Here is a 23,204-nt window from a genome sequence, read left to right on the forward strand (position 1 = left end):
TAGCGCGCTTTCTAAATTCCCCACTTGAGTAGGGTGCTAAGAGGGCGTGCGCTGCTCTTTTGCCGCAAATCCAGGCCCCATGCGGGCGTGAAGCGTCATGTCCGCTTGCATCCATGCCATGTCGCAATGCCCCGACGAGCCGGATGGCGGTCATCGAATGTTCATCTTTCGACTTTAATAATTGCGCCTCCGATGTTTAGGCAAGCATATTGAATGACCCCCTTCTTTCAGGGGGGTGAATCGAGAGAATTTCAAATGACCATTCGTCATCGCATTACATTGCTCGTGGTGCTGATGTTTGTCGCGCTGGCGGCCATCGGCGGATACGCGGTCTACCAGACCCGCGGCAGCGCGGCTGAGGTGCGCCAGGTGACGGAAGGCGTGGTGCCGAGCGCGCTGGCGTCGGCGGACCTTGTCTCGCTCGTCAAGGACGTGCAGCTGGCGACGATGGTGTTGGTGTATGCGCCTGACGCCAACATCGTCGCGCAGGCCAAGGACGATCTCAAGGCGAAAGAAGCCGCCCTGCGCGCAGCGTTGGACGTGCAGGCCAAGCGCGCCAACAGCCACGCGCAGGAAGGCCTGGTTGCGCAGGCCAAGGAAAGCGTCGACAGCTACGTCGAGGCGATCCAGCAGACCACCGACATGAAGCTTGCGGGCAAGGATGAACTGGCGCAGGCCTTCCTGTTTGCCAACGTGGCCAGCTACCGCGACGTGCTCGAGAAGATTGTCGAGACGCTGCGCATCGAGAAGAACCGAGAGAAGGACGAAGCCATTGCCGGCCTGAACGGCAAGCTTGCGAGCACCGCCACCACCATCGGCGTGGTGAGCGGCGTGGCCGTTGTGCTGCTCACCGCCATCGGCATGCTGCTGTATCGGCAGATCACCCGGCCGCTGACGCGCATGCAGGCCGAGATGAGCGAGATTGCCGCCAGCCAGGACTTCACGCGCCGCGTGCCGGTGGGCCGCATGGACGAGATCGGCCATTCGGTCGTCGCGTTCAACCAGATGATCGAGAAGATCCAGGAGAACGCCGCGCTGCTCAAGCAGAAGACGGCCGACATCCAGGCGATGCTGCAGAACATGCAGCAGGGCATCCTGACCGTGGTCGAGGGCGGTGTGGTGCACGAGGAGTATTCGGTCTACCTCGAATCGATCTTTGAGACGCAGGCAATCGCCGGCCGCCGGCTGATGGAGCTGATCTTTGCCGATACCAGCCTGGGCGCCGATACGCTGTCGCAGGTGGAGGCGGCGGTCGATGCGTGCCTCGGGCAGGACATCATCAACTTCGCGTTCAATCAGCATCTGTTGGTGAGCGAAGTGGAAAAGCGCATGCCGGACGGGCGAACGAAGACGCTCGACCTGTCGTGGTCGGCCATCACCGATGAGAGCGACACCATCCTGCGCCTGATGCTGTGCGTGCGCGATGTGACGGAGCTGCGCAAGCTGGCGGCCGAAGCCAGCGAGCAGCGCCGCAACCTGGAGATGATTGGCGAAATCCTGGCGGTGAGCCAGGAGAAGTTCCAGCACTTCATCGACAGCTCCACCACCTTCGTGCACGAGAACGAACGGATCATCCGCCAGTATTCGCAGGCGGACAGCGCGGCCATTGCGGCACTGTTCCGCAACATGCACACCATCAAGGGCAATGCACGCACGTACAACCTTCAGCACCTGACCAACGTGGTGCACGAGACCGAGCAGACCTACCACGCGCTGCGTGAACCTGACGGCGAACGCACGTGGGACCAGGACTGGCTGATGGAAGAACTGGCACGCGTGCGCGAAGCCATCGAAAACTACGCCCGCCTCAACGAGGTGAAGCTGGGCCGCAAGGGCGACGGGTCGCCAGGCCAGGCCATGCAGGCAGCGCCGGACGTGACGACGCGCATCCAGGAAAGCCTGCGCCTGCTGGAATCGGCCAACCCGGCCAACCTGCACGAGCTTGTGGCGATGCGCGATTCCGTCCATCAACAGCTGCGCCTGCTGTGCAGCGAGACGGTAGATGCGCTGTTGTCCGGCGCGCTGCAATCGCTGCCGTCGCTGGCACAGGAGCTGGGCAAGGAGTCCGTGGCGGTGCGCATCGACGACAACGGCTACCGCGTGCGCACGGAGGCCCGCAGCATCCTGCAAAACGTGTTCACGCACCTGCTGCGCAACTCGATCGACCACGGCATCGAACCCGCCGACGAGCGCATCGCGCACGGCAAGCCGGCTGCCGGCACGATCGACATCGAAGTCGGTGTGGACCAGGGCATGCTGCAGATCACGCTGTGCGACGACGGCCGCGGCCTCGCGCTCGACCGCATCCGCAGCATCGCCGTGGAGCGCGGCTGGATTGGTGCAGACCAACACGCCAGCGACGAAGACATCGCGCAGTACATCTTCCGCCCCGGCTTCTCGACCGCCGACAAGGTGACGGAGGTGTCCGGGCGCGGCGTCGGCATGGATGCCGTGCAGGCGTTTCTCCAGCGCGAGCAGGGCCGTATCGAACTGCGCTTTACCGACGACCGCAAGGGCGCCGCATTCCGCCAGTTCCAGACGGTCGTGTGCCTGCCTGAACGTTTTGCGGTCGACAGCGTGAACGCGACGCTGAGCGCACCGCCCGCGGTACGCATGGATCTCGACAAGGAAGCATCGTGATGGGGATGATTGTTCTGGGTTTCATCGCTGGCGGCGTGGTGGCCGGCGTGCTGGTGTGGCTGATCCGTCAGCGGAAAGTGAATGCGATGACGCGCGCCTTGAGCGATGCCGATCACCGCATCGCCGATCTGTCGACTGATCTGGCGAAACACGCTGCACTGGTGGATACGGGCATGCGCGAAGTTGCCGCACTGGAAACCACCGTGGCCCAGATGCGCAATGCTGCTGCCGATCAACTGGACGTCATCGAGCAACTGCGTACCGAATTGCAGTCGGCCACGGCAGCCAAGGAACAATGGGCGGGCCGCGCCCGGCAGATTGCCGAAGAAGCGGCGCGCCTGCGCGGCCTGGCGTTGACGTTCGAACGCTGGCACGAGCAGATGATCTCGCTCATGGAGCAGAACCACGACATGCACGCGAAAAACCAGGAGCTGCAGTCCATCGTGCGGCATGTGGTGATCGTCTCGCTCAACGCGTCCATCGAGGCGGCGCGTGCGGGGACGGCGGGGCGCGGTTTTGCCGTGGTGGCCAGCGAGGTGCGTGCGCTGGCCGCACGTTCGGAAGAGCTGTCGAAAAGCTATCGCAACAGCCTGCACCTGAACGACCTGACCACCACCGCCACGTTCCAGGACATCCAGGCAGGCGGCAAGATGATCACCGCGTCGCTGTCGAGCGTCGAGGCGCTGGCCAGCCAGTTTCAACACCAGCTTCACTAGGCAGGCCCGACGTGATCCGCAGCAACGCACAAGAGAGTTTCGATCGCATCTTCCGCAAGGCCGCACGTACACGGCTTGTCCGGCAGGCGGGCGACACGTGTCATATCGACACCGCCGCAGAAGGCGACACGCTCAGCGGAGACGAGGCCCTGATCCTCACCATCTCGTCCATCGCCTTCCGCCTGCTGCTGGTGCTGCGCTTTGATGCCTCCGAGGCCACGCGCGCGTACTTCACGGGCGACGGCGTCGGGCGTTCCTTTGAAGAGGCACGCCTGGAAATCGGCAACCTCTGCTGTGGCGCCGTGAACCAGGAACTGCTGCAGGTGTTTCCCGACCTGGGCATGTCCACGCCTTATGTGGTGAGCGCGCGCTGCCTGCCGTATCTGGACGTGCTCAAGCCCGGCTACGTGGCTGCTTATGCGGTGACCATCAACGACGCCGTGCGCGTGGATGCCACGGTGTGCGTGTGTGCGCATGCGCCGCTGGACTTTGTGGCCGATGTCAGCGACGAAGTGGAATCCGGTGGCGAGCTGGAATTGTTTTGATTGGAAAGAGTGAGAGCGAGGAAAGAATAGTCATGAGCAAGATTCTGGTTGTCGACGATTCGAGCACCGTGCGCGACGAGGTGGCGGGCTTTCTGAAGAAGCACGGCCTGGCGGTCGACACCGCGGTGGACGGCAAGGACGGTCTGGCGAAGATCAAGGCCAACCCGGGCGTCAAACTCGTCATCAGCGACGTGAACATGCCCAACATGGACGGTTTGACCATGGTCGAAAAGGTGCGCGGCGAGCTGGGCAACAAGACCGTCAACGTCATCATGCTCACCACCGAAAGCAGCCCTGCCATGAAAGACCGCGGCAAGGCTGCAGGCGTGAAGGGCTGGATCGTCAAGCCGTTCAAGGGCGACGCCGTGCTCGAAACGTTCAAGAAGCTGGCAAGCTGAAACGCCGGCAGCACAGCCGGGTGCGCGATGGTCGACCCGGTGCGAGAGGGCATGGCGCCCGAGCGATTTTGGAGCCAAACTTGCTTGCCTGAAGCTCGTTTGGCCGAGGGAGCCATCATGCAAGAGCTCGCCTTTCGCACCCTGCTGTATCGCTACTTCTTCTTCGGCTGGCTGTTCAAGGATGCCAGCCGTGGCAACCTGTTCGAACGGTCGGCGGCATGGCGTTTCAACCAGGCGCACGCGCACTGGCTGCTGGCGTATATGCGGCGCTGGCTGTGGTGCGGGTTGCTGTGTTACGCACTGGGCGGCGTGCTTGAGCTTGGGCTCAAGACGCCGGGCCTGTCGGTGCTGTTCTATGTGCCGAGCGCGCTGAGTGTGCCGGTCAACGTCGTCATCGTGGTGTTGTGGATCGGCCTGAAGGCGCTGCCCGGGCCGCTGCGCGACCGGTAGGCATTTGCGCGTCTAGACCATCGCCAGCAACAGTTCCTCTGCATTGCGCGGCGGGCGCAGGCCATCGGCCCGGCCCGCGAAGTAGCGCTCCGTCAACATGTCTGCCGAGATGTGCTGGGCATCGCGAAAACCGTTTTCGCGCGCCAGCGCGAGCATCTCCGGCGGCGTAAAGAAGCTGATGAACGGTGTGCCGCTTGCGCGCGCGCCTTTCTCCGCCATCTCGAGGCCGGGGCGGACATCCGGGTCGGCCATTTCGAGCGGCAGCAGGAACGTCATCGCCAGCATCGAGCCCGGCGCCAGCGACGCCACTTGCCGCAACGTGGCCGCATTGGCTTCCTTCGACAGATACATGCTCACGCCCGTGGACACCACGATGGCGGGCCGGCTTGCATCAAACCCCGCCGCAACCAGCGCCTCCTGCCAGGATTCGCGCGCCTCGAAATCCACCGGCACGAAGCGCAGCCACTGTGGAACGCCAAAGTCCAGTTCTGCCAAACGTTGGCGCTTCCAGGCTTGCGGGCCGGGCTGATCGACTTCAAACACCGTCATGCGCGATGCCACATCGGGCCGGCGTTGCGCAAAGCTGTCCAGCCCGGCGCCAAGAATCACATACTGGGTCAAGCCACGGACCGCGTGTTCGATGACGAGGTCTTCGATAAAGCGCGCACGCGCCACGATGGACGCGCGAAACGGCCGCGTGAATTGCGGGTCCATGTCGCCACGTTGTTGCCAGCCCGGTTCCGGGGCGAGCAGCTTCAGGCCAACCTCGTCTTCCAGCACGTGCGGCGGTGCATCGCTGTGCACGTGCAAGGCGCGCCACAACGCGACGCGCGCTGCGGTGCTGTCGGGGGATGCTGTCTGTGGGTCGTTCATTGCACACACGCCTCCATTGGTGGACCTGCCGGTGAGCTGGTCAGTCGATCAATCGGGTTGGTGATACTCCGGAAACACGGCAACGGCCTGCACGGGCTGCTTCGTCATGCACACCTCGAACAGGCGGCTGGCGAGCCACTCGGCCAGCCAGGCTTGCACAGCGGGCAGTGGCTGGGCAGCAAACCAGTCCGGCTCCACCGCCGCAAACTGCCGCACGAACGGGAAGATCGCCAGATCGGTGGCGCACGGCGTCGCGCCACCAAGATAGCGTTGCGCCAGCAAGCGGGATTCCAGCGGTCTCAGCAGCGTTTCGGTTGCCCGGGCACGGGCCGTCTCGCGCGGTGCGGTCTCTTGCGGATAGCGATCGGGGTATTTGTAGCGATCGAGCTGGTGCTTGAACTCGCCGTCGTTGGTGCGCAGCAGCGCGAGGTTCTCGTCGGATTGCGCGCGGCTCCACCAGCCTTGTGGGTCGCGTGCTTCGAAGGCCCACTGCATGATGTCGAGGCTCTCTTCCAGCACGCTGCCGTCGGTCAAACGCAAGACGGGAACGGTGCCTTTTGGGGACAGCGCCAGCAGTTCGGCAGGCTTGTCGCGCATGACGATCTCGTAGGTCTGGAAGCGCCGATTGGCTTGCAGCATCGCCAGGCGCGCACGCATGGCGTAGGGGCAGCGGCGATAGCTGTAGAGCAGGGGCAGGGCTGGATTGTCGGACATCGGTACGAATGCGGGGCTACGGATTTCAGGCGCGTCAGGGTAGCGGATTCATGGGCGCGGCGTGCTACGCGGCCAGACGCGTGTGCCCCGACCGCCCCGAGCGGCGCACCGATTGCGGCGGCTGCCCGAATACGCGAATGAACGCACGCCGCATGCGTTCGGGGTCGGCAAAGCCCACGGCGCGCGCGATGTGCTCCAGCGATTCATCGCCGGCTTCCACGCGCGGCCGGGCGATTTCGGCACGGAGTTTTTCGATGGCCTTGGCGGGCGTCTGGCCGGTCTCCGCCACGAAAGCGCGGTCGAACTGGCGGCGGCTCAGGTGGGCCACTTCGGCGAGGCGGTCGACGTCCAGCGCTTCGTGCAGGTGTTCGCGCGCGTAGCCCAGCGCACGCGCGATGCGGCTCGATGCCGGGTCTAGCTCCAGCAAGGTCGAGAACTGCGATTGCCCGCCGGGCCGCCGGTGGTAGACCACCAGCTCGCGGGCCACGGCGCGCGACACGTCGACGCCCAGATCTTCCTCGATGAGCGCCAGCGCCAGGTCGATGCCCGACGAGATGCCGGCCGACGTCCACACCGGCCCGTCGTGGATGAAGATGTGGTCGCTCTGCACCTGCACGCGCGGATAGCGCCGCTGCAGCAGTGCTGCCATGCGCCAATGCGTGGTGGCGCGGCAGCCATCGAGCAGGCCTGCCGCCGCCAGGGCAAACGCGCCGGAGCACACGCTCGTCATGCGTCGCGAGTGTGCTGCCGCTTCCCGCACGAAAGCGATCAGCCGCGGCGAGAACGCGTCTTCACGCGGGCCATTGCCGCCCGAAATGATCAACGTATCGAAGGCCGGATCGTCCAGGCCCTGCGTCTGCATGACGAGGCCGGGCGCGCTTTGCACCTGCGCGCCGCCTTCGGACAGCACGTCGATCCGGTACGCCGGCTGGGGTGCCAGGCGGTTCGCCACGTCAAAGGCCGTCAGCGGGCCGGTGAAATCGAGCAGGCTGCAGCCCGGAAACACCAAAAAGCCGATTCTGCGCATGATGTCTTGAAATGAGGGATTAACGTCATTTAGGCCTGATGTTGCTCCGCCAGACTGCTGCTGTCAAACGCATTTCTGGAGAGACGATCATGACAACCGCGATGTGCTTGCCGGCCACGGCGACGCCGATGTCGCGCCATCACCGCTGGAAGGTGCTGGGCGTGGGGGTGGCCGCCAATGCGAGTTTTTCGGCCGCGTTTTCGGGCATCCCGACGACGGCCGTGTTCATCCGCTCGGCGTATCACCTGGGCAATGCGGAGCTGGGTGTGGCGCTGGGCGCGCTGGGGCTGGGCATTGCCATCAGCGAGCTGCCGTGGGGCTTGCTGACCGACCGCTGGGGCGATCGCACGGTGCTGCTGGCGGGGCTGGGGCTGACCGCGCTGGCGCTGTTCGTGATGGCATGTTGCGTGGTGCCGCTGCATGGCAACGTGCCGCCGCTTGCGTGGCTGGTGGGCGGCATGCTGAGCGTCGGCCTGCTGGGCGGCAGCGTGAACGGATCGAGCGGCCGCGCGGTCATGGGATGGTTTCGCGAAGGCGAGCGCGGATTGGCCATGAGCATCCGCCAGACCGCCGTACCGCTGGGCGGCGGCATTGGGGCGCTCGTGCTGCCGAGCCTAGCCGCGCACGCCGGGTTTGCCGCCGTCTACGGCGTGCTGGCGGCGGCGTGTGCATTGACTGCGGTGCTGACGTGGCTGTGGGTGCATGACGCGCCGGATATGGTGAATGCCGTTGCGCAAGCAGCCACGCCGGGCAAGACTGGCCCGCTGCGCGATCCAACGCTGTTGCGCATGGCGCTGGCCATTGGGCTGCTGTGCGTGCCGCAAGGGGCCGTCGTCGCGTTCGCCACGGTGTTCCTGCGCGACTTTGCGCATGCCAATGTGCTGACGCTCAGCCTGACCATGGCCGCGGTGCAGGGCGGAGCGGCTGTCATGCGCGTGTGGAGCGGCCGCTGGACCGACCGCCACGGCAATCGCCGCGCCTATCTGCTGGCGTGTGCGCGGTTGAGCGTCGCGCTGTTCGTCGTGCTGGCCGGCGTGGCGTGGATGACCTCGGCGCTGTCGGTCGATCTGTCGGTCATGCGGGTGGCGCTGGTGGCGGCCGTGGTGGCGGGCGGCATTTGCGTATCGGCGTGGCATGGCGTGGGCTATACGGAACTTGCCACGCTGGCCGGCGCGCAGCGCGCAGGTACGGCGCTGGGGCTTGGCAATACAGGCGCGTTTGCGGCGCTGGGGCTCACGTCGCTGTGTCTGCCGCAGGTGCTGGCGTGGTCGTCGTGGCCGGTGGTGTGGCTCGTGGCGGCGGGCAGCGCGCTGATTGCGTGGCGTGTGCTGCCGGCGCAGCGTCCATAGGCGCACGCAGCGCCAATCCCCTCGTTTCTTCCTATAGTGAGCCGCAGGGCGCCGCCCGGCGCGGCGGCCCCGCAAAACGAAGCAACACAATGAAACGAGGGGGCCACCATGGCAGGCTTGGGCGCAATCGACCACGTGGTCGTGCTGATGTTGGAGAACCGGTCGTTCGACAACCTGTTCGGCACGCTGTATTCAAAGAGCGCGGAGTTCGACGGCCTGTCGGGCGAAGAGACCAACCCCGACGGCGGTGGCCAGCCGATCCGTGTATGGACGACGCCCGCGCCGGCCAACGTGATGACGCTGCCCAATCCCGACCCGGGCGAACTCTTCACCGACATCAACCAGCAGCTCTTCGGCCAGCAGATACCGCTGGGGCAGACGCCCACCATGCAGGGCTTCACCACCAACTACGCCAAGAACGGTGGCGACCCGCGCGACATCATGCATTTCTTCACGTCGGACCAGCTGCCCGCGCTCAGCACGCTGGCACGCAATTACGCCGTGTGCGATGCGTGGTTTGCCTCGGCGCCGTGCCAGACATGGCCCAACCGGTTCTTTGTCCACACCGGCACCGCGCACGGTTATCCGAACAACTCGCCGGTGCATTTTCCGTACTTGATGCCGACGCTGTTCAACGCGCTCGACGGCGTGGTGCCCGACGACTGGGCCGTCTACTACCACGACTTCGCGCAATCGCTCACGCTCACGCGGCTGTGGCTGCATCTGGACCACTTTCATCTGTTCGACGATTTTCTCGACGATGCATCCAGCGGCAAGCTGCCCTCGTACAGCTTTATCGAGCCCCGCTACTTTGCCGATCTGGACTGGCCCAACGATATGCATCCGCCGCACGATGTCGGCTACGGCGATGCCCTCGTCGCGCAGGTGTACAACGCGCTGCGCAGTTCGCCGCAATGGCATCAGACCCTGTTCGTCATCACCTTTGACGAGCACGGTGGCTGCTTCGACCACGTGCCGCCGCCCGCCGTGGTGCCGCCCAGCCCGCCGCAGCCGGGGCAGCTTTTCGCGTTCGACCGGCTGGGCGTGCGCGTGCCGGCGGTGGTGGTGTCGCCGTGGATTCCCAAGGGCACGATCTTCCGCTCGAATGTGGCGCAGCCGTATGATCACACCGCCATCATCAAGACACTGCGCATGCGCTACAACATCCGGACTCCCCTCACCGCCCGCGACGCCAGTGCGCCGGATCTCGGCCACGTGCTCGAATTGAGCGCGCCCGATGACGATCGCGAGCCCGTCGTGGCCCGTGTCATGGCCGCGAACCCAGCCGGTTTGCAGGCCGCCCGCAACGCCCCGCTCAACGACTTCCAATGGGCCATGCACGAGTCGGCGTCGATGCTGGCGCCGCTGGGCACCGGCATCAGCATTGACGACCACGTGCGCAACCTCTCGACCGATCAGCAGCCGCCGGTGCCTGCTGCGCAGAATGCCCAGCAGGCGGCGCAGCACATCAAGGACGTGCTGGCATCGATGGATCTGCCGCACTCGGGGCAATGATCATGAACGCACCGCTTCCGCATCCGCCTGTCGTCATACGCGCTTTCCGACCTGGCGACGAGCCGCTCCTGCACGCTGTCTTTCACTCCGCCGTGCACGGTATCGCCGCCCACCGATACACGCCCGAACAATGTGAAGCCTGGGCCCCGACCGACTACGACGTGGCCCAATGGAATGAGCGTATCCGCCGCATCCAGCCCTTCGTGGCGGAACTCGACGGGCAGCCTGTCGCTTATGCCGATTTGCAGGCGAACGGCTATATCGATCACTTCTTCGTATCAGCCGCGCATGCGCGACGAGGCATCGGCCAACAACTCATGCATCACATCCTGGAGCTGGCGGCGCAGCGTGAGGTGTCGCGCATGCAAGCGCATGTGAGCTTGAGCGCCGAGCCGTTCTTTGCGAGCAACGGGTTTCGCGTGGTCGTGCGCCAGACCGTGACGGTGCGCGGTGTTCCGCTGGATAACGCGTTGATGGAGTGGACGCAGGCGTGAGCCAAGAGTCGCATGGGCCGTTGCTCTTCGGGGAAACCCTCGCAATGTGGTTAAAGATTGCTGAGGATCTGTCGTTAGTTTTGCTGAACTCGGTTCCCCCAGAGGAACCACCTCACGCTCCCCCAACTTCGCGCGACAGATATGAAGACGCTCTCCATCAAGGCACGGCTGGCGCTGGTGCTGTTTGTTCTGGCTGTGTTCCTGACGGGTGTCGGTGTCCTGGGACTGGTCGGTAACCTGCGCTCCAACGCGGCGCTCAAGGAAACCTTCGCCAACAACCTTCCCTCCACGCGCGCGCTGGGGCAGGCTGAATCCAAGCTTGCGCAAGCACGCACTGCACTGGATCGCGCCATCTTTGATCCCGATTCTGCCAAGAGTGCAGACGCACTCGGCCGCGTTGAAGTGCAGATTCAGAACAGCGAGAAAGCATGGAAAAGCTATCTGGCCCTGCCGTTCTCGACGCCGGAGGAAGAGCGTATCGCTGGCGAGGCCGGGAAGCAGCGCAGCCTCATCATCAAGGATGGGATCGGTGGTGCGATTGATGCGCTCCGTCGTGGCGACAAGGACGCGGCGCGCGTGCTGGCACTGGAAAAAATCCCGACGCAGTTCCGTGTCTATGCAGAGCAGTCCGATCGCCTGAATGCGATTCAGGAGGAAGTGTCTTCGGTCGCCTACGCGGCATCGCAGTCGTTCTTCAATGGGCTGCTGTGGACCTTCGGTATCGTGATTGCCATCGGGCTTGCGCTGGCCGCGGGTTGCTATTTCGTCCTGTCGCGCGCCATCTCGCGCCCGCTCGCAGAGATGCTCGTGCACTTCCACGAAATTTCAGGTGGCAACCTGACCACGGACGTGCGCATCCACTCGCGTGACGAGATGGGCCTGCTGATGGAAGGCCTGCAGCAGATGCAAGCCAAGCTGAAGGAAACCGTGGTGACGGTGCGTCGCGGCAGCGAGTCGATTGCCTCCGCCACGCAGCAGATCGCCGCGGGCAACACCAATCTGTCGCAGCGCACGGAAGAGCAGGCCAGCTCGCTGGAGGAAACCGCATCGAGCATGGAAGAGCTGACGAGCATCGTGAAGCAGAACGCCGACAACGCGCGCCAGGCGAGCACGCTGGCCGTCAACGCCTCCGAGATTGCCGTGCAGGGCGGTGCCGTGGTGCAGGACGTGGTGACCACCATGGGCGAGATCAGCGAATCGTCGCGCAAGATCACCGACATCATCGCCGTGATCGAAGGCATTGCGTTCCAGACCAACATCCTGGCGCTCAACGCCGCGGTGGAAGCGGCGCGTGCCGGTGAACAGGGTCGCGGCTTTGCCGTGGTGGCCGGTGAAGTGCGCACGCTGGCACAGCGCAGCGCAGGTGCCGCCAAGGAAATCAAATCGTTGATCGAAGATTCCGCCACGCGTGTGGAATCCGGCTCGACGCTGGTGGCACGTGCGGGCAAGACGATGGAAGAGATCGTCGTGGCCGTGAAGCGCGTGACCGACATCATGGGCGAGATCAGCGCGGGCTCGGCTGAGCAAAGCACCGGTATCGAGCAGATCAACGAAGCCGTCACGCAGATGGACGACGTGACGCAGCAGAACGCTGCGCTGGTTGAAGAAGCCGCGGCCGCTGCGCAGGCGCTGGAAGAACAGGCGGATGAGTTGCGTCGTGCGGTGGCGGTGTTCCGCGTGGCGATGTAAAGCAGGTTCCTGAGGGGTTGCCCCGGCAGCGAAATGGCTGCCGCGGCGCTACACTGCGGGGTCGGCCTTCGGGTCGGCCCCGCTTTGTTTTATGCGGTGCATCCAGAAGCCGCTCATGCTCCTGCTACGCCCCCGAGCCACTCGCCAAGAGCCATGAGCCGGTTCACATAACGATTATCCGGAGGTGTCATGCGTTTCCAGTGTCGTCGTGTTCCCGTTCGCGTCTTGGTGTCTGCTGCCGTGTTGGCATGCAGCGCCGGCGCGTTCGCTCAGACCATTCCCGCCAGCAAGCCCGCGCCCACCACGCTCACGCCCGAGCAGCAGCGCTACCACGACATCTATAAAGAGCTGGTCGAGATCAACACGACGCATTCGGCCGGTGACACGACCCAGGCCGCGCGCGCGATGGAAAAACGCTTGCGCGATGCTGGCTTTGCTGCTGCCGACATGCAGGTGCTGGAGCCTTTCCCGAAAAAGGGCAATCTCGTACTGCGCTGGAAGGGCTCGGGCGGCAAGAAGCCGATGCTGCTGCTTGCCCACATCGACGTGGTCGAAGCCAAGCGCGAAGATTGGAAGACCGACCCGTTCAAGCTGCAGGAGACCGACGGCTATTTCACCGCACGGGGCGCGATCGACGACAAGGCCATGGCCTCGGCCTTCGTGTCGGTGCTGGGCCAGCTTAAACAGGAAGGCTTCAAGCCGTCGCGCGACATCATCCTGGCGTTGACCACCGACGAGGAGCGCGGCGATGTGCCGACCAACGGCGCGTACTGGATCGTCAACAACAAGCCGGAGCTGGTGAAAGCCGAGTTCGGTATCAATGAAGGCGGTGGCGGCGAGCTGCGCAACGGCAAGCCGGTGCTGCACCGCATTCAGGTGGCCGAGAAGATGTACACGACGTATGAGCTGGAAGTGCGCGACGTGGGCGGACACAGTTCGGTGCCGACGAAGACGAACCCGATCTATGCACTGTCGGCGGCGCTGGATCGGCTGGGGGCGTATCAGTTTCCCGTCAAGCTGGCCGACGTGACCCAGACGTACTTTGCCCGCAGCGCGCCGCTGGCCACGGGGCAACTGGCGGACGACATGCGTTCGGTCGGCACCGGCAAGCCGGACCAGGCGGCGATCGATCGGCTCTCGGCCATTCCGTTCTACAACGCGCAGTTGCGCACGACGTGCGTGGCGACCATGGTCAACGCCGGCCACGCCGAAAACGCGCTGCCGCAATCGGCCAAGGCCACCGTCAATTGCCGCATCCTGCCGCACGATGATCCGGCCGATATCGATCGTCAGTTGAAGCAGGTGATCGGCAACGAGAAGATCAGCGTGCGCTACGTCAACAAGCCGCTGGCGAGTCCTGCGTCGCCGCTCAATGGCGACTTGGTGAAGACGGTGGAAGCGCTGACGCAGCAGATGTGGAATGTGCCGGTCATTCCCGCCATGAGTACGGGTGCGACGGACAGCCGGTTCATGCGCAACGCCGGTATTCCGATGTATGGCGTGTCGGGGTTGTTTACCGAGCCGGCTGACCTCCGCACGCATGGTCTGGATGAGCGTATCGAGATTGCGCGGTTGTATGACGGGCGGGAGTTTCTTTATCGGCTTGTGAAGCAGTTGGCTGAGTAAATTGTTGGGCGCGGCTTGTTCGTGCTGGTTTTTGTTGGGTTTCGGCCCCTGGCGGGGCCGACTTACTTTCTTTGTCTTGCCAAAGAAAGGTAAGCAAAGAAAGGCGCGCCCGAGATGGCGACTTCCCCTTGGATTTTCGTCACGGGGAGGGAGGGGAGGCAAACTCGCTGCGCTCAGACAGCCTCCCCTCTTTTTCCTCCCCGCGACAAAAATCCAAGGCGCCATCTAGGGCAGGGGACGGCCACACCCACTGTGTACCTGGGCTGGTGTCTTAGCCGGCCTCGGTCGGAGGGACGGGTTGTTAGATGAAGCCGCCGTCGGTCATCAGGGTGCGGCCGGTGATCCAGCGGGCGTCGTCCGAGGCCAGGAAGGCGATGGCGTCGGCGATGTCTTCCGGCTCGGCCAGGCGGCCCATCGGGGTTGATTCGCGCATGCGCGCTTTCACTTCATCGGGAATCGGGGCGGTCATGTCGGTGCGCGTGAGGGCGGGGGCCACGGCGTTGACGGTGATGTTGCGGGGGCCCAGTTCTATGGCAAACGCGTGGGTGAGGGCGCTGACGGCCGCCTTGCTTGCCGCATACACCGCCAGCCCTGCGCGGGGCCGGTACACCAGGCTGGAAGACACATTCACGATATGCCCGCCGCGTGCCGGCACATGCGGCAGCACCGCTTGCGTGACGAGAATCGTCGAGAACGCATTGGTGCGGAACTGCGTGTCGAACGATGCGAGGTCGATGCTGCCGACCGGCTGGTTTTCCAGAATGCCGGCATTGTTGACGAGGATGTCGATGGCGCCGAAGGCTTCGCGCACGATGCTCACCATTGCGTCAACGGACGGCGCGTCGCTCACGTCGGCTTGCACGGCAATGGCTTGTGCACCGGTGGTGCGGATGCTGTTGACCACGGCATCGGCTTCTGCGGCGTTGCTGCGATAGACCACGGCCACGCGCGCGCCGTCGGCGGCCAGTCGATGCGCTACGGCGGCGCCGATGCCGCGTGATCCTCCGGTGACGATGGCGGTGCGGCCTGCCAGGCGTTGCGCGTTCGTCGATGGGGTGGTTTGAGTTTCGGACATGCTGTTCTCCTGAATGGGTGCGATGTTTCGGGAGAACAGGTTACGAACCAGCCGCCTGGTGCGCAGCCCGTTTGGCCGCGACGCGGCGTTCCAGCATTGGAACGACCGAGGCTGCGATCAGCCCTGCTGGCGTTTGCGGTATTCAGCCACCTTGTGCCGGTTGCCGCAGACGGCCATGCTGCACCAGCGGCGCTTGTGCGACTTGGTGCGGTCGTAAAACCACAGCGTGCATTCGGGGTGTTCGCACACGCGCACGAGCTGGAAATCGCCTTCGGCGAGCAGATGCGCGGCGGCTTCGGCCAGCGGCGCCAGACATTGCTCGACCGAATCGGTGGGGCGCAGGCGCTCGACGCGCGGGGTGCCGTTTTCCCAGACCAACACAGGATGGCTTGGCGCCTGCCGCAGGAACACGTTCAGCGCATCGGCGTTGGCCGCACGGCCTGACTTGCGTGCTTCCACCAAGGTGCGAATCACTTCGCGCAGGTGCCGCGCCACGGCCAGCAGTACGCCAGGCGGATAGCGGCCTGTCACGGGCTCCGCGAGCCAGCCGGCGCGCACCAGCCAATCGGAGACATCGACGTCGTTCTGCCAGAAATCGTGCGGCTGGCCGTTGACGTTGGCCACGGTGTTGAGCATGTCCAGCACCGGATCGTCGGCGATCAGCAGGGGAGCATCGGCGGCAGCAGCGGGTGCGGGCATGGCGATTTTCAAAAAGGCGGTGGGTTGAATTGTAACCAATTTAATAAGCTATGCCAGTTACTTGTTGCGCGTGCGTTTCAACGGATCCGTCCGGTGAAAAGTCCGCCGCATTACCATGTGTCATCCAAGTAACTCGCCGGAGACGATCATGAGCGCATGGCCCGATGCACGCGTGCTGGAGTTGTTCAACATCGAAGTGCCCATCGTGTTGGGACCGATGGCGGGCGTGGCCGGCGTGGAGCTGGCGATTGCCGTGGCGCGGGGCGGCGGCCTCGGTTCGCTGCCGTGCGCGATGCTCAACGTTGAGCAGATCCGCCAACAGGTCGAGCAGTATCGGGCGGCCGTGCGGGGCCCCATCAACCTGAACTTCTTCTGTCACACGCCGCCGCAGCCGGACCCCGAGCGCGATGCCAAATGGCGTGCTCATCTGGCGCCGTACTACGCCGAGTTCGGTATCGATTTGAATGCGCAAGCGCCGGCCGTCAACCGGGCGCCGTTCGACGAGGCGACCTGCGCGCTGGTGGAGGAATTGAAGCCGGAGGTGGTGAGCTTCCACTTTGGCCTGCCGACACCGGAGCTGCAGGCCCGCGTGAAGGCCGCAGGCGCGAAGATCATCTCCGCTGCCACCACGGTGGAAGAAGCGCGCTGGCTGGAAGCACGCGGCGTAGACGCCATCATCGCCATGGGCAACGAGGCGGGGGGCCACCGCGGCATGTTCCTCGCCAAGACGATCGAATCGCAGGTCGGCACGTTCGCGCTGGTGCCGCAGGTGGCCGATGCGGTGAAAGTGCCCATCATTGCAGCCGGCGGCATCGGCGATGCGCGCGGCTTGGTGGCAGCGTTGGCGCTGGGGGCATCGGCCGTGCAGATCGGCACCGCCTACATGCTGTCGCCGGAGGCCAAGACATCGGCCATTCATCGCGCGGCGCTCAAGCAGGCAACGGATGCCGACACCGCGCTCACCAATTTGTTTACCGGCCGACCGGCGCGCGGCATCGTCAACCGGCTGATGCGCGAGATCGGCCCGATGAGCCCGTTTGCGCCGGCCTTTCCGACAGCCGGCGGCGCGTTGGCGCCGCTGCGCGCCAAGACGGAGCCGACCGGCTCGGGCGATTTCATCAATCTGTGGTCGGGTCAGGCCGGCCAGCTGGCCACGGAAGACTCGGCCGAGGCCATCACGCGGCGCATTGCGGCCCAGGCGCTCGAGCGACTCACCTGAGTTTTTCTGCTGCATCGTTTCCCGCGCGGGCACGCCAGACGGCGTGCCCGTTTTGTTTCACATCACAAATCGGCATGCGAGCGATGGGAAAATTTCATGTAACTTGAAAAACGTTGTTTACGTGGTTACGATGGTTTCGTTGCTTGTTCTCGAAACCCATCCGGAGCCTTGCCATGAACGCCCCTGCCCGAACCGCTGATCTGGTTGTCGATGCGTATGCCCCCAACGCTGTGCGTCATCGCACGGTGGATGTTGAAGGTGTACGCATGTTCTATCGCGAGGCCGGCCCCGCCGATGCGCCCACCGTGCTGTTGTTGCACGGCTTTCCGAGCGCATCGCATATGTTCCGCAACCTGATTCCGCAGTTGGCTGAGCACTATCGCGTGGTGGCGCCGGACTTTCCCGGCTTTGGCCTGACGCAGGTGCCGAGCGGTTTCCGCTACACGTTCGACAACCTTGCGCATGTGGTCGATGGCTTTACGCAGGCGATCGGCCTGTCGCGGTACGCAATCTACGTGTTCGATTACGGCGCGCCGGTGGGCTGGCGCCTGGCGATGGCGCATCCGGAGCGCATCAGCGCCATCGTCACGCAAAACGGCAACGGCTATGAGGACGGGCTGGGCGAAGGTCCGTGGGCGCCAATCAAGGCGTATTGGAACCACCCCGACGAAGCGCATCGCCGCGAGTTGCATGCACTCGTCTCCGACGAAATGACGCAGTGGCAATACCTGGATGGCGTGCCTGACCCGACGCGTGTGGCGCCGGATGGTTACCTGCTGGATCAGTATTTTCTGAGCCGTCCGGGCCAGCTCGACATCCAGATGGATCTGTTCCTGGATTACGCGAGCAACGTGGCGCTGTATCCGGCGCTGCATGCGTATTTCCGCGCGCATCGTCCGCCGCTGCTGGCAGTGTGGGGCCGCAATGACACCATTTTCATTCCGCCCGGCGCGGAGGCCTTCAAGCGCGACCTGCCGGATGCGGAGATCCACTTTGTCGACAGCGGCCACTTTGCGCTGGAGACGCACCATGCGGAAATTGGTGCCCGCATGCTCGACTTCCTTGGCCGCGTGGTGAAGTAACGCGCAGCGTCAAGGCATCGGCTGCATGGTGGCTTCGGCGGCAAAGCGTTCGCGCAGGAACGCCACCAGGGCCTTCACTGAAGGCGGCACACCTGCGCGCGACGGATAGAGCGCGTGCAGGTCGGCCGGTTCAGGCGTCCAGCCGCGCAGCACCCTGCGCACTTGGCCACTGGCAAGCGCCGCATGGCAGCAATGCTGCGGCAGGATGGTCAGGCCCAGGCCCGCGATGGCGGCTTCACGCAGGGCGATGATGTTGTCGCTGGCAAAGCGCGGGCGAATCGGCAGCGACAGCCGATGGCCGCGCGCATCCTGCAGCACCCAATCGCGGCTGCGGGTGAGCGAGCCCTGCCCCAGGCAGGGAAAGTCTTCCAGCGAAGCCGGCGTGTCCGGCTCGCCCACACGCGCAATCAACGCGGGGCTGGCCACCAGCACGCGCGGCGAGATCACCAGATGCCGCGCCACCACATCGCGCGAAGGCAGCGGCCCGGTGGCCGCGCGGATCGCCACGTCAATGCGCTGCTCGATCAGGTCGACGTATGTGTTGGACAAGTCCAGCTCGATGCGCAGCTTCGGATGCGCATCGGCAAATTCGGCCAGCCAACCCGCCAGCAGCGTTTCTGCCAGCAACGGCGAGGTGCCGACGCGCAGCACGCCGGCCGGTTCGCTGCGTGCTGCACCGGCCAGCGCTTCAATGGCCGCAGAGGCATCGGCCATGTCGCGGGCATGCCGATACACCGCCTCGCCAACCGGCGTGACCGATACGCGATGGCTCGAGCGCTGCAGCAGCCGCGTGCCGAGCTGCGCTTCCAGTTCGGCAATGCGCCGGCTCAGGCGCGACTTGGGGATGCCCGTGGCGCGCTCGGCGGCGGAAAAGCCGCCGGCTTCCACCACGCGCGTGAAGAGGTACAGGTCGTCGAAGCGCTTCATATCGGGACGGGGTTGCGGTCGAACCGCATTGAAGCATAGCCGCCGGCAGGGGGCTCTCGCGGCCCATGGTTCGGCGCTGTACAGTGTCGCTGGGCGCGCTGTGCGCGTCAGCATCGGCGCAGGCCGGATCGGAGTCTGGCATCAATGCAAGGAGAAGGCATGGACAGGCAATGCACGCAAACGCAGGGGATGTCCCGCGATCGGCTCGATCGCGTCGAGTGCTTCATCGATGACGCCTACATTGCGACCGGCAAGCTGCCCGGTACGCTCACCCAGGTGTGGCGGCGCGGCGAACTGGCGTTGAACTCCGTGCTGGGTTGGGCCGACCGCGAGCGCCAGGTGCCGCTGGCTGAAGACTCGATCTTCCGCATCTATTCGATGACCAAGCCGATCACGTCGGTGGCGTTCATGATGCTGGTGGAGGAATGCAAGGTCGCGCTGGACGATCCGGTCAGCAAATTCATCCCCGCATGGAAAAACCTGGGCGTGTACGTCGGCGGCTTCATGGAAGGTTTCCAGTCGCGCCCGGTCAAGCGCCCGATGCGCATGGTCGACCTGCTGCGCCACACCTCCGGCCTGACTTACGGCTTCCACCAGAACACCAACGTCGATGCAGCCTATCGGCGGCTGAAACTGGGTGACGTCGTCACCGGTGGCACGCTCGACGAGATGATCGAGAAGCTGGCCGGCGTGCCGCTGGAGTTCTCGCCCGGTGAGGCGTGGAACTACTCCGTTTCCACCGATGTGCTCGGCTACCTTGTCGGCAAGATCAGCGGCATCCCGTTCGAGACGTTCCTGAAGGAACGGATCTTCGATCCGCTGGGCATGGTCGATACGGCCTTCCATGTGCCGGAGGAGAAGGCATCGCGCTTCTGCGCGTGTTATGCCGTGGGGGCGCTCGGCACGAACGCGGTGTCCGATCGCGCGCCGGTCTTGCAGGACGATCCACGCACCAGTCCGTATCTGAAGCCGCCCAGTTTCGTGTCGGGCGGCGGTGGCTTGCTCTCGACGGCGGCCGACTACCTGCGCTTTTCGCGCATGCTGCTGCAGGGCGGTGAGCTGGACGGCGTGCGCCTGCTGGGGCCCAAAACGGTGGCGCTGATGACTGCCAACCATCTGCCGGGCGGGGCTGACATGTCGAGCCTGTCGCCGCATTCGATGTTCAGCGAGGCCGCATATGACGGCGTCGGGTTCGGACTGGGCTTCGCGACCACGATCTCGCAGGCCGCTACGTTGATTCCCGGTAGCACAGGCGATTTCTTCTGGGGCGGCGCGGCTGGCACCTTCTTCTGGGTGGATCCGCAGGAAGACCTGATCGGCCTGTTCCTGACGCAGGTGCTGCCTTCGTCTGCCTACCCTGTGCGGCGGCAATTGCGCACGCTGGTCTACAGCGCGATCACCGATGTGGGCGGCGCGGCGTGTTGAGCGCCTGTTGACCATCAAGGCGGCGGAGCATCGCGCGCCGCCGCCCGAACATCACATCGATCAGACGCGGATCAAACGTCGAATCGAACGCCCTGCGCCAGCGGCAGCGCGCCGCTGTAGTTGACGGTGTTGGTGGCGCGGCGCATGTAGCCCTTCCACGCGTCCGAGCCGGATTCCCGGCCGCCGCCGGTTTCCTTCTCGCCGCCGAATGCGCCGCCGATCTCGGCGCCCGACGTGCCGATGTTGACGTTGGCGATGCCGCAGTCGCTACCTGCCGACGACATGAAGCGTTCGGCGTCGCTCAGGTTGGCTGTGAAGATCGCAGACGACAGACCCTGCGGCACGCCGTTCTGGATCGCGATGGCCTGTTCGGTGTCGCCGTCGTACGTCACGACATAGAGGATCGGCGCGAAGGTTTCGCTTTCCATCACCTTGGTCGGCTTCGGCATCTTGACCAGCGCAGGACGGACGTACCAGGCGTCGGCGCCGAGGTCTTCGCGCACGCGCTCACCGCCCAGCACTTCGCCGCCTTCGGCCCGGGCTTGCGCGAGTGCCTGCTGCATGCCGTCGAAGGCGGCCTGGTCGATCAACGGGCCGACCAGCGTGCCCTCAGCCAGCGGGTCGCCAATCGCAATGCTCTGGTAGATCTTTTCCAGGCGAGCGAGCAGCGTATCGGCCACCGAGCGGTGCACGATCAAACGGCGCAGCGACGTGCAGCGTTGGCCCGCGGTGCCGACGGCGGCAAACGTGATGGCGCGCGCCGCCAGTTCCAGATCCGCCGACGGCGTGACGATCATCGCGTTGTTGCCGCCCAGCTCCAGGATGGAGCGGCCGAAGCGTTCCGCCACCTTCACGCCCACCTGGCGGCCCATGCGCGTCGAGCCCGTGGCGCTGACCACCGGCACCAGGTGGCTGGCGACCAGCGCTTCGCCCACGTCGCGCCCGCCGATCAGCAGTTGGCTCAGTCCGGCAGGAATGGCGCCCGGCTTCTCTGCATTGAACGCGTCGACCACCTGTTGCATCAGGTGGTGGCATGCAATGGCGGTGAGCGGTGTTTTCTCCGACGGCTTCCACACGATGGCGTTGCCGCACACCAGGGCGAGCGCGGCGTTCCACGACCACACCGCCACCGGAAAGTTGAACGCCGAAATGATGCCCACCACGCCCATCGGATGCCACGTTTCCATCATCCGGTGCCCCGGGCGCTCGCTGGCGATGGTGAGGCCATGCAGTTGCCGCGACAGGCCGACGGCGAAGTCGCAGATGTCGATCATCTCCTGCACTTCGCCCAGGCCCTCGGAGGTGATCTTGCCCGCTTCGAGCGAGACCAGTTCGCCCAGCGCCGCCTTGTGCGTACGCAGCACCTCGCCCAGGCGGCGCACGAGTTCGCCGCGCACGGGTGCCGGCACGATGCGCCATGCCAGATACGCTTGATGCGCACTCTGGATGGCAGCCTCGGCCTGGCCGGCGGTATGCGATTTCACGGTCGCCAATACCGTGCCATCGCGCGGGGCGCGGCTCGTCCAGTCCGTGCCTTCATAGGCCTTCAGGTCCAGGCCGAGGGCCTTCAGTACGGTCTGCAATCGTGTTCGGGAATCTGACATGGCGTGAATCCTTGCTCTTCTCTCGTGTTCAATCGAAAAACTGTTGCGATGCGGTGAGGCGTAAGGCTCAACGCTCGACGATGCGGTTCCAGCGCTTGCTCCACTCGGGGCGCTCGGCGTTGATCACGTCCCAGTCCAGCGCAACGGCCGTCTTCAGGATGGTGTTCATCTTGTTCTGCTCTTCCGCCGCCTTGCCCTTGAGCGGGGCCTTGGGGTTGACTGGATTGTAGGAGCCGTTTTCCATGGCGAGCGCCTGAGCTTCGGGACTGATCAGATAGTCCGCCAGCTTCTGCGCCAGCTCGGCATCCGGATTGTTGGCCAGCACGCACTGCGCTGTGAGCAGAACGACGGCACCTTCCTTGGGCGCGACGAATTCCATCGGGATGCCCTTGGACTTCATCAGCTCCACCTGCGTGAGCGTGTACGGGAACAGCGCCGCATCGCCGGCCTGCATCATCTCCACCACCTTCGACGAGTTGGGGATGTACTCGACCACGTTCGGGCCGATGGTGGTCGGCCATGCCTTGAAGGCCGGGTCGACGTTCTTTTCCGTGCCGCCCTTCATGCGGTTGAACATCAGGAAGGCATCGAGCCCGAACGACGAAGCCGGCATGGATTGCACGACCACCTTGCCCTTGTATTTCGGGTCAGCCAGGTCGCCCCACGAGGTGGGCGGCGTCCAGCCCTTGTCGGCAAAGATCTTGGTGCTGTAGGCCAGGCCCGTCAGGCCCATCGACAAGCCGACCGCGTAGTCCCCCTTGAGGTGCGCAATGGCGGGCACCGCCGACAGGTTGGCCGAGGGCTTGAGCTTTTCGCACAGCCCCATGCCGATGGCGCGGAACATGACACCGTCGTCCAGCGTCATCACGTGCATCTGTGCCTTACCTTTGGTGGCTTGCGCCTTGGCGAGGATGTCGGTCGAGGTGCCGGGCACGACGACGACCTTGACGTTGTTGGCCTTCTCGAACGGCGGGAATACGAACTGCGTGTAGGTGCGCTCCATGTTGCCGCCGTTCATGCCGATGTACAGCGTCTTGGTGTCGGCGTGGGCGGCGCCCGCGGCGAGCAGGGCCATACCGGCAGCCGCAGCAATGACGGACGTGAACGATGTTTTCGCGTGTTTCACAAGCATGGTGA

At 64.7% G+C, this 23,204-nt stretch carries 21 protein-coding genes; 13 read left to right on the top strand and 8 right to left on the bottom strand.

Annotated elements, in window-relative coordinates:
• Positions 1-255 precede the first annotated feature (255 nt).
• The 5 genes from N511_RS0113560 (at position 256) to N511_RS0113580 (ending at position 4,749) form a co-directional block, all read left to right on the top strand.
• Positions 256-2,640: an ATP-binding protein gene (locus tag N511_RS0113560; RefSeq protein WP_027679805.1), complete on the top strand. Its 2,385-nt coding sequence runs from the start codon at positions 256-258 to the stop codon at positions 2,638-2,640.
• Positions 2,640-3,356 (top strand): methyl-accepting chemotaxis protein, encoded by a 717-nt coding sequence (locus tag N511_RS0113565; protein ID WP_027679806.1) that lies wholly within the window; start codon positions 2,640-2,642, stop codon positions 3,354-3,356. Before N511_RS0113560 ends, N511_RS0113565 begins: the two co-directional genes overlap by 1 nt.
• Before the next feature lie 11 nt (positions 3,357-3,367).
• Positions 3,368-3,901, top strand: a complete 534-nt coding sequence (locus tag N511_RS0113570) for a hypothetical protein (RefSeq protein ID WP_027679807.1) — start codon at positions 3,368-3,370, stop codon at positions 3,899-3,901.
• 32 nt (positions 3,902-3,933) lie between these two features.
• Positions 3,934-4,299 (top strand): response regulator, encoded by a 366-nt coding sequence (locus N511_RS0113575; RefSeq protein WP_004631346.1) that lies wholly within the window; start codon positions 3,934-3,936, stop codon positions 4,297-4,299.
• Positions 4,300-4,416: 117 nt separating this feature from the next.
• Entirely contained in the window at positions 4,417-4,749 is a 333-nt protein-coding gene (locus N511_RS0113580; RefSeq protein ID WP_027679808.1) for a hypothetical protein, read from the top strand.
• Between the two features lie 12 nt (positions 4,750-4,761).
• Here N511_RS0113580 and N511_RS0113585 read toward each other — a convergent pair whose 3' ends face one another.
• The 3 genes from N511_RS0113585 to N511_RS0113595 all read right to left on the bottom strand — a co-directional run bounded on the left by N511_RS0113585 (position 4,762) and on the right by N511_RS0113595 (position 7,363).
• On the bottom strand, positions 4,762-5,622 hold the full coding sequence (locus N511_RS0113585; RefSeq protein ID WP_027679809.1) for a class I SAM-dependent methyltransferase: 861 nt from the start codon (positions 5,620-5,622) through the stop codon (positions 4,762-4,764).
• A 48-nt stretch (positions 5,623-5,670) separates the two neighbouring features.
• Entirely contained in the window at positions 5,671-6,336 is a 666-nt protein-coding gene (locus tag N511_RS0113590) for a glutathione S-transferase (protein WP_027679810.1), read from the bottom strand.
• Between the two features lie 64 nt (positions 6,337-6,400).
• Positions 6,401-7,363, bottom strand: a complete 963-nt coding sequence (locus N511_RS0113595) for a GlxA family transcriptional regulator (protein ID WP_027679811.1) — start codon at positions 7,361-7,363, stop codon at positions 6,401-6,403.
• An 89-nt stretch (positions 7,364-7,452) separates the two neighbouring features.
• On the opposite strand from N511_RS0113595, the gene N511_RS0113600 reads away from it, so the two are divergent.
• The 5 genes from N511_RS0113600 (at position 7,453) to N511_RS0113620 (ending at position 14,036) form a co-directional block, all read left to right on the top strand.
• Positions 7,453-8,712: an MFS transporter gene (locus N511_RS0113600; protein WP_027679812.1), complete on the top strand. Its 1,260-nt coding sequence runs from the start codon at positions 7,453-7,455 to the stop codon at positions 8,710-8,712.
• A 108-nt stretch (positions 8,713-8,820) separates the two neighbouring features.
• Entirely contained in the window at positions 8,821-10,227 is a 1,407-nt protein-coding gene (locus N511_RS0113605; RefSeq protein ID WP_027679813.1) for an alkaline phosphatase family protein, read from the top strand.
• Positions 10,228-10,229: 2 nt separating this feature from the next.
• Positions 10,230-10,721, top strand: a complete 492-nt coding sequence (locus tag N511_RS0113610) for a GNAT family N-acetyltransferase (protein WP_037026896.1) — start codon at positions 10,230-10,232, stop codon at positions 10,719-10,721.
• 141 nt (positions 10,722-10,862) lie between these two features.
• Complete coding sequence (locus N511_RS0113615) at positions 10,863-12,410, top strand: methyl-accepting chemotaxis protein (protein WP_027679815.1); 1,548 nt, start codon at positions 10,863-10,865, stop codon at positions 12,408-12,410.
• Positions 12,411-12,599: 189 nt separating this feature from the next.
• Entirely contained in the window at positions 12,600-14,036 is a 1,437-nt protein-coding gene (locus tag N511_RS0113620; protein WP_027679816.1) for a M20/M25/M40 family metallo-hydrolase, read from the top strand.
• A gap of 301 nt (positions 14,037-14,337) precedes the next feature.
• On the opposite strand, the gene N511_RS0113625 is transcribed toward N511_RS0113620, so the two are convergent.
• Positions 14,338-15,111 carry an SDR family NAD(P)-dependent oxidoreductase gene (locus N511_RS0113625; RefSeq protein ID WP_027679817.1) on the bottom strand — a complete coding sequence of 258 codons (774 nt, stop codon included), beginning with the start codon at positions 15,109-15,111 and terminating at the stop codon, positions 14,338-14,340.
• A 117-nt stretch (positions 15,112-15,228) separates the two neighbouring features.
• Positions 15,229-15,810 carry a CGNR zinc finger domain-containing protein gene (locus tag N511_RS0113630; protein ID WP_027679818.1) on the bottom strand — a complete coding sequence of 194 codons (582 nt, stop codon included), beginning with the start codon at positions 15,808-15,810 and terminating at the stop codon, positions 15,229-15,231.
• Between the two features lie 148 nt (positions 15,811-15,958).
• On the opposite strand from N511_RS0113630, the gene N511_RS0113635 reads away from it, so the two are divergent.
• Together N511_RS0113635 and N511_RS0113640 are read left to right on the top strand one after the other, a co-directional pair.
• Positions 15,959-17,029: an NAD(P)H-dependent flavin oxidoreductase gene (locus N511_RS0113635; RefSeq protein WP_027679819.1), complete on the top strand. Its 1,071-nt coding sequence runs from the start codon at positions 15,959-15,961 to the stop codon at positions 17,027-17,029.
• Between the two features lie 173 nt (positions 17,030-17,202).
• Positions 17,203-18,111: an alpha/beta fold hydrolase gene (locus N511_RS0113640; RefSeq protein WP_027679820.1), complete on the top strand. Its 909-nt coding sequence runs from the start codon at positions 17,203-17,205 to the stop codon at positions 18,109-18,111.
• A 9-nt stretch (positions 18,112-18,120) separates the two neighbouring features.
• Here the strand turns inward: N511_RS0113640 and N511_RS0113645 are convergent, their stop codons facing one another.
• A complete protein-coding gene (locus N511_RS0113645; protein WP_027679821.1) occupies positions 18,121-19,038 on the bottom strand; it encodes a LysR substrate-binding domain-containing protein in 918 nt (305 codons plus the stop codon).
• A gap of 159 nt (positions 19,039-19,197) precedes the next feature.
• Between N511_RS0113645 and N511_RS0113650 the strand changes: the two genes are divergently transcribed.
• Entirely contained in the window at positions 19,198-20,463 is a 1,266-nt protein-coding gene (locus N511_RS0113650) for a serine hydrolase domain-containing protein (protein WP_027679822.1), read from the top strand.
• A 71-nt stretch (positions 20,464-20,534) separates the two neighbouring features.
• Here the strand turns inward: N511_RS0113650 and amaB are convergent, their stop codons facing one another.
• A complete protein-coding gene (gene amaB, locus N511_RS0113655; protein WP_027679823.1) occupies positions 20,535-22,067 on the bottom strand; it encodes an L-piperidine-6-carboxylate dehydrogenase in 1,533 nt (510 codons plus the stop codon).
• Between the two features lie 67 nt (positions 22,068-22,134).
• Entirely contained in the window at positions 22,135-23,199 is a 1,065-nt protein-coding gene (locus N511_RS0113660) for an ABC transporter substrate-binding protein (RefSeq protein WP_051530925.1), read from the bottom strand.
• Positions 23,200-23,204: the final 5 nt, after the last annotated feature.

It is taken from the genome of Ralstonia sp. UNC404CL21Col, from assembly GCF_000620465.1.
Taxonomy (GTDB): domain Bacteria; phylum Pseudomonadota; class Gammaproteobacteria; order Burkholderiales; family Burkholderiaceae; genus Ralstonia; species Ralstonia flatus.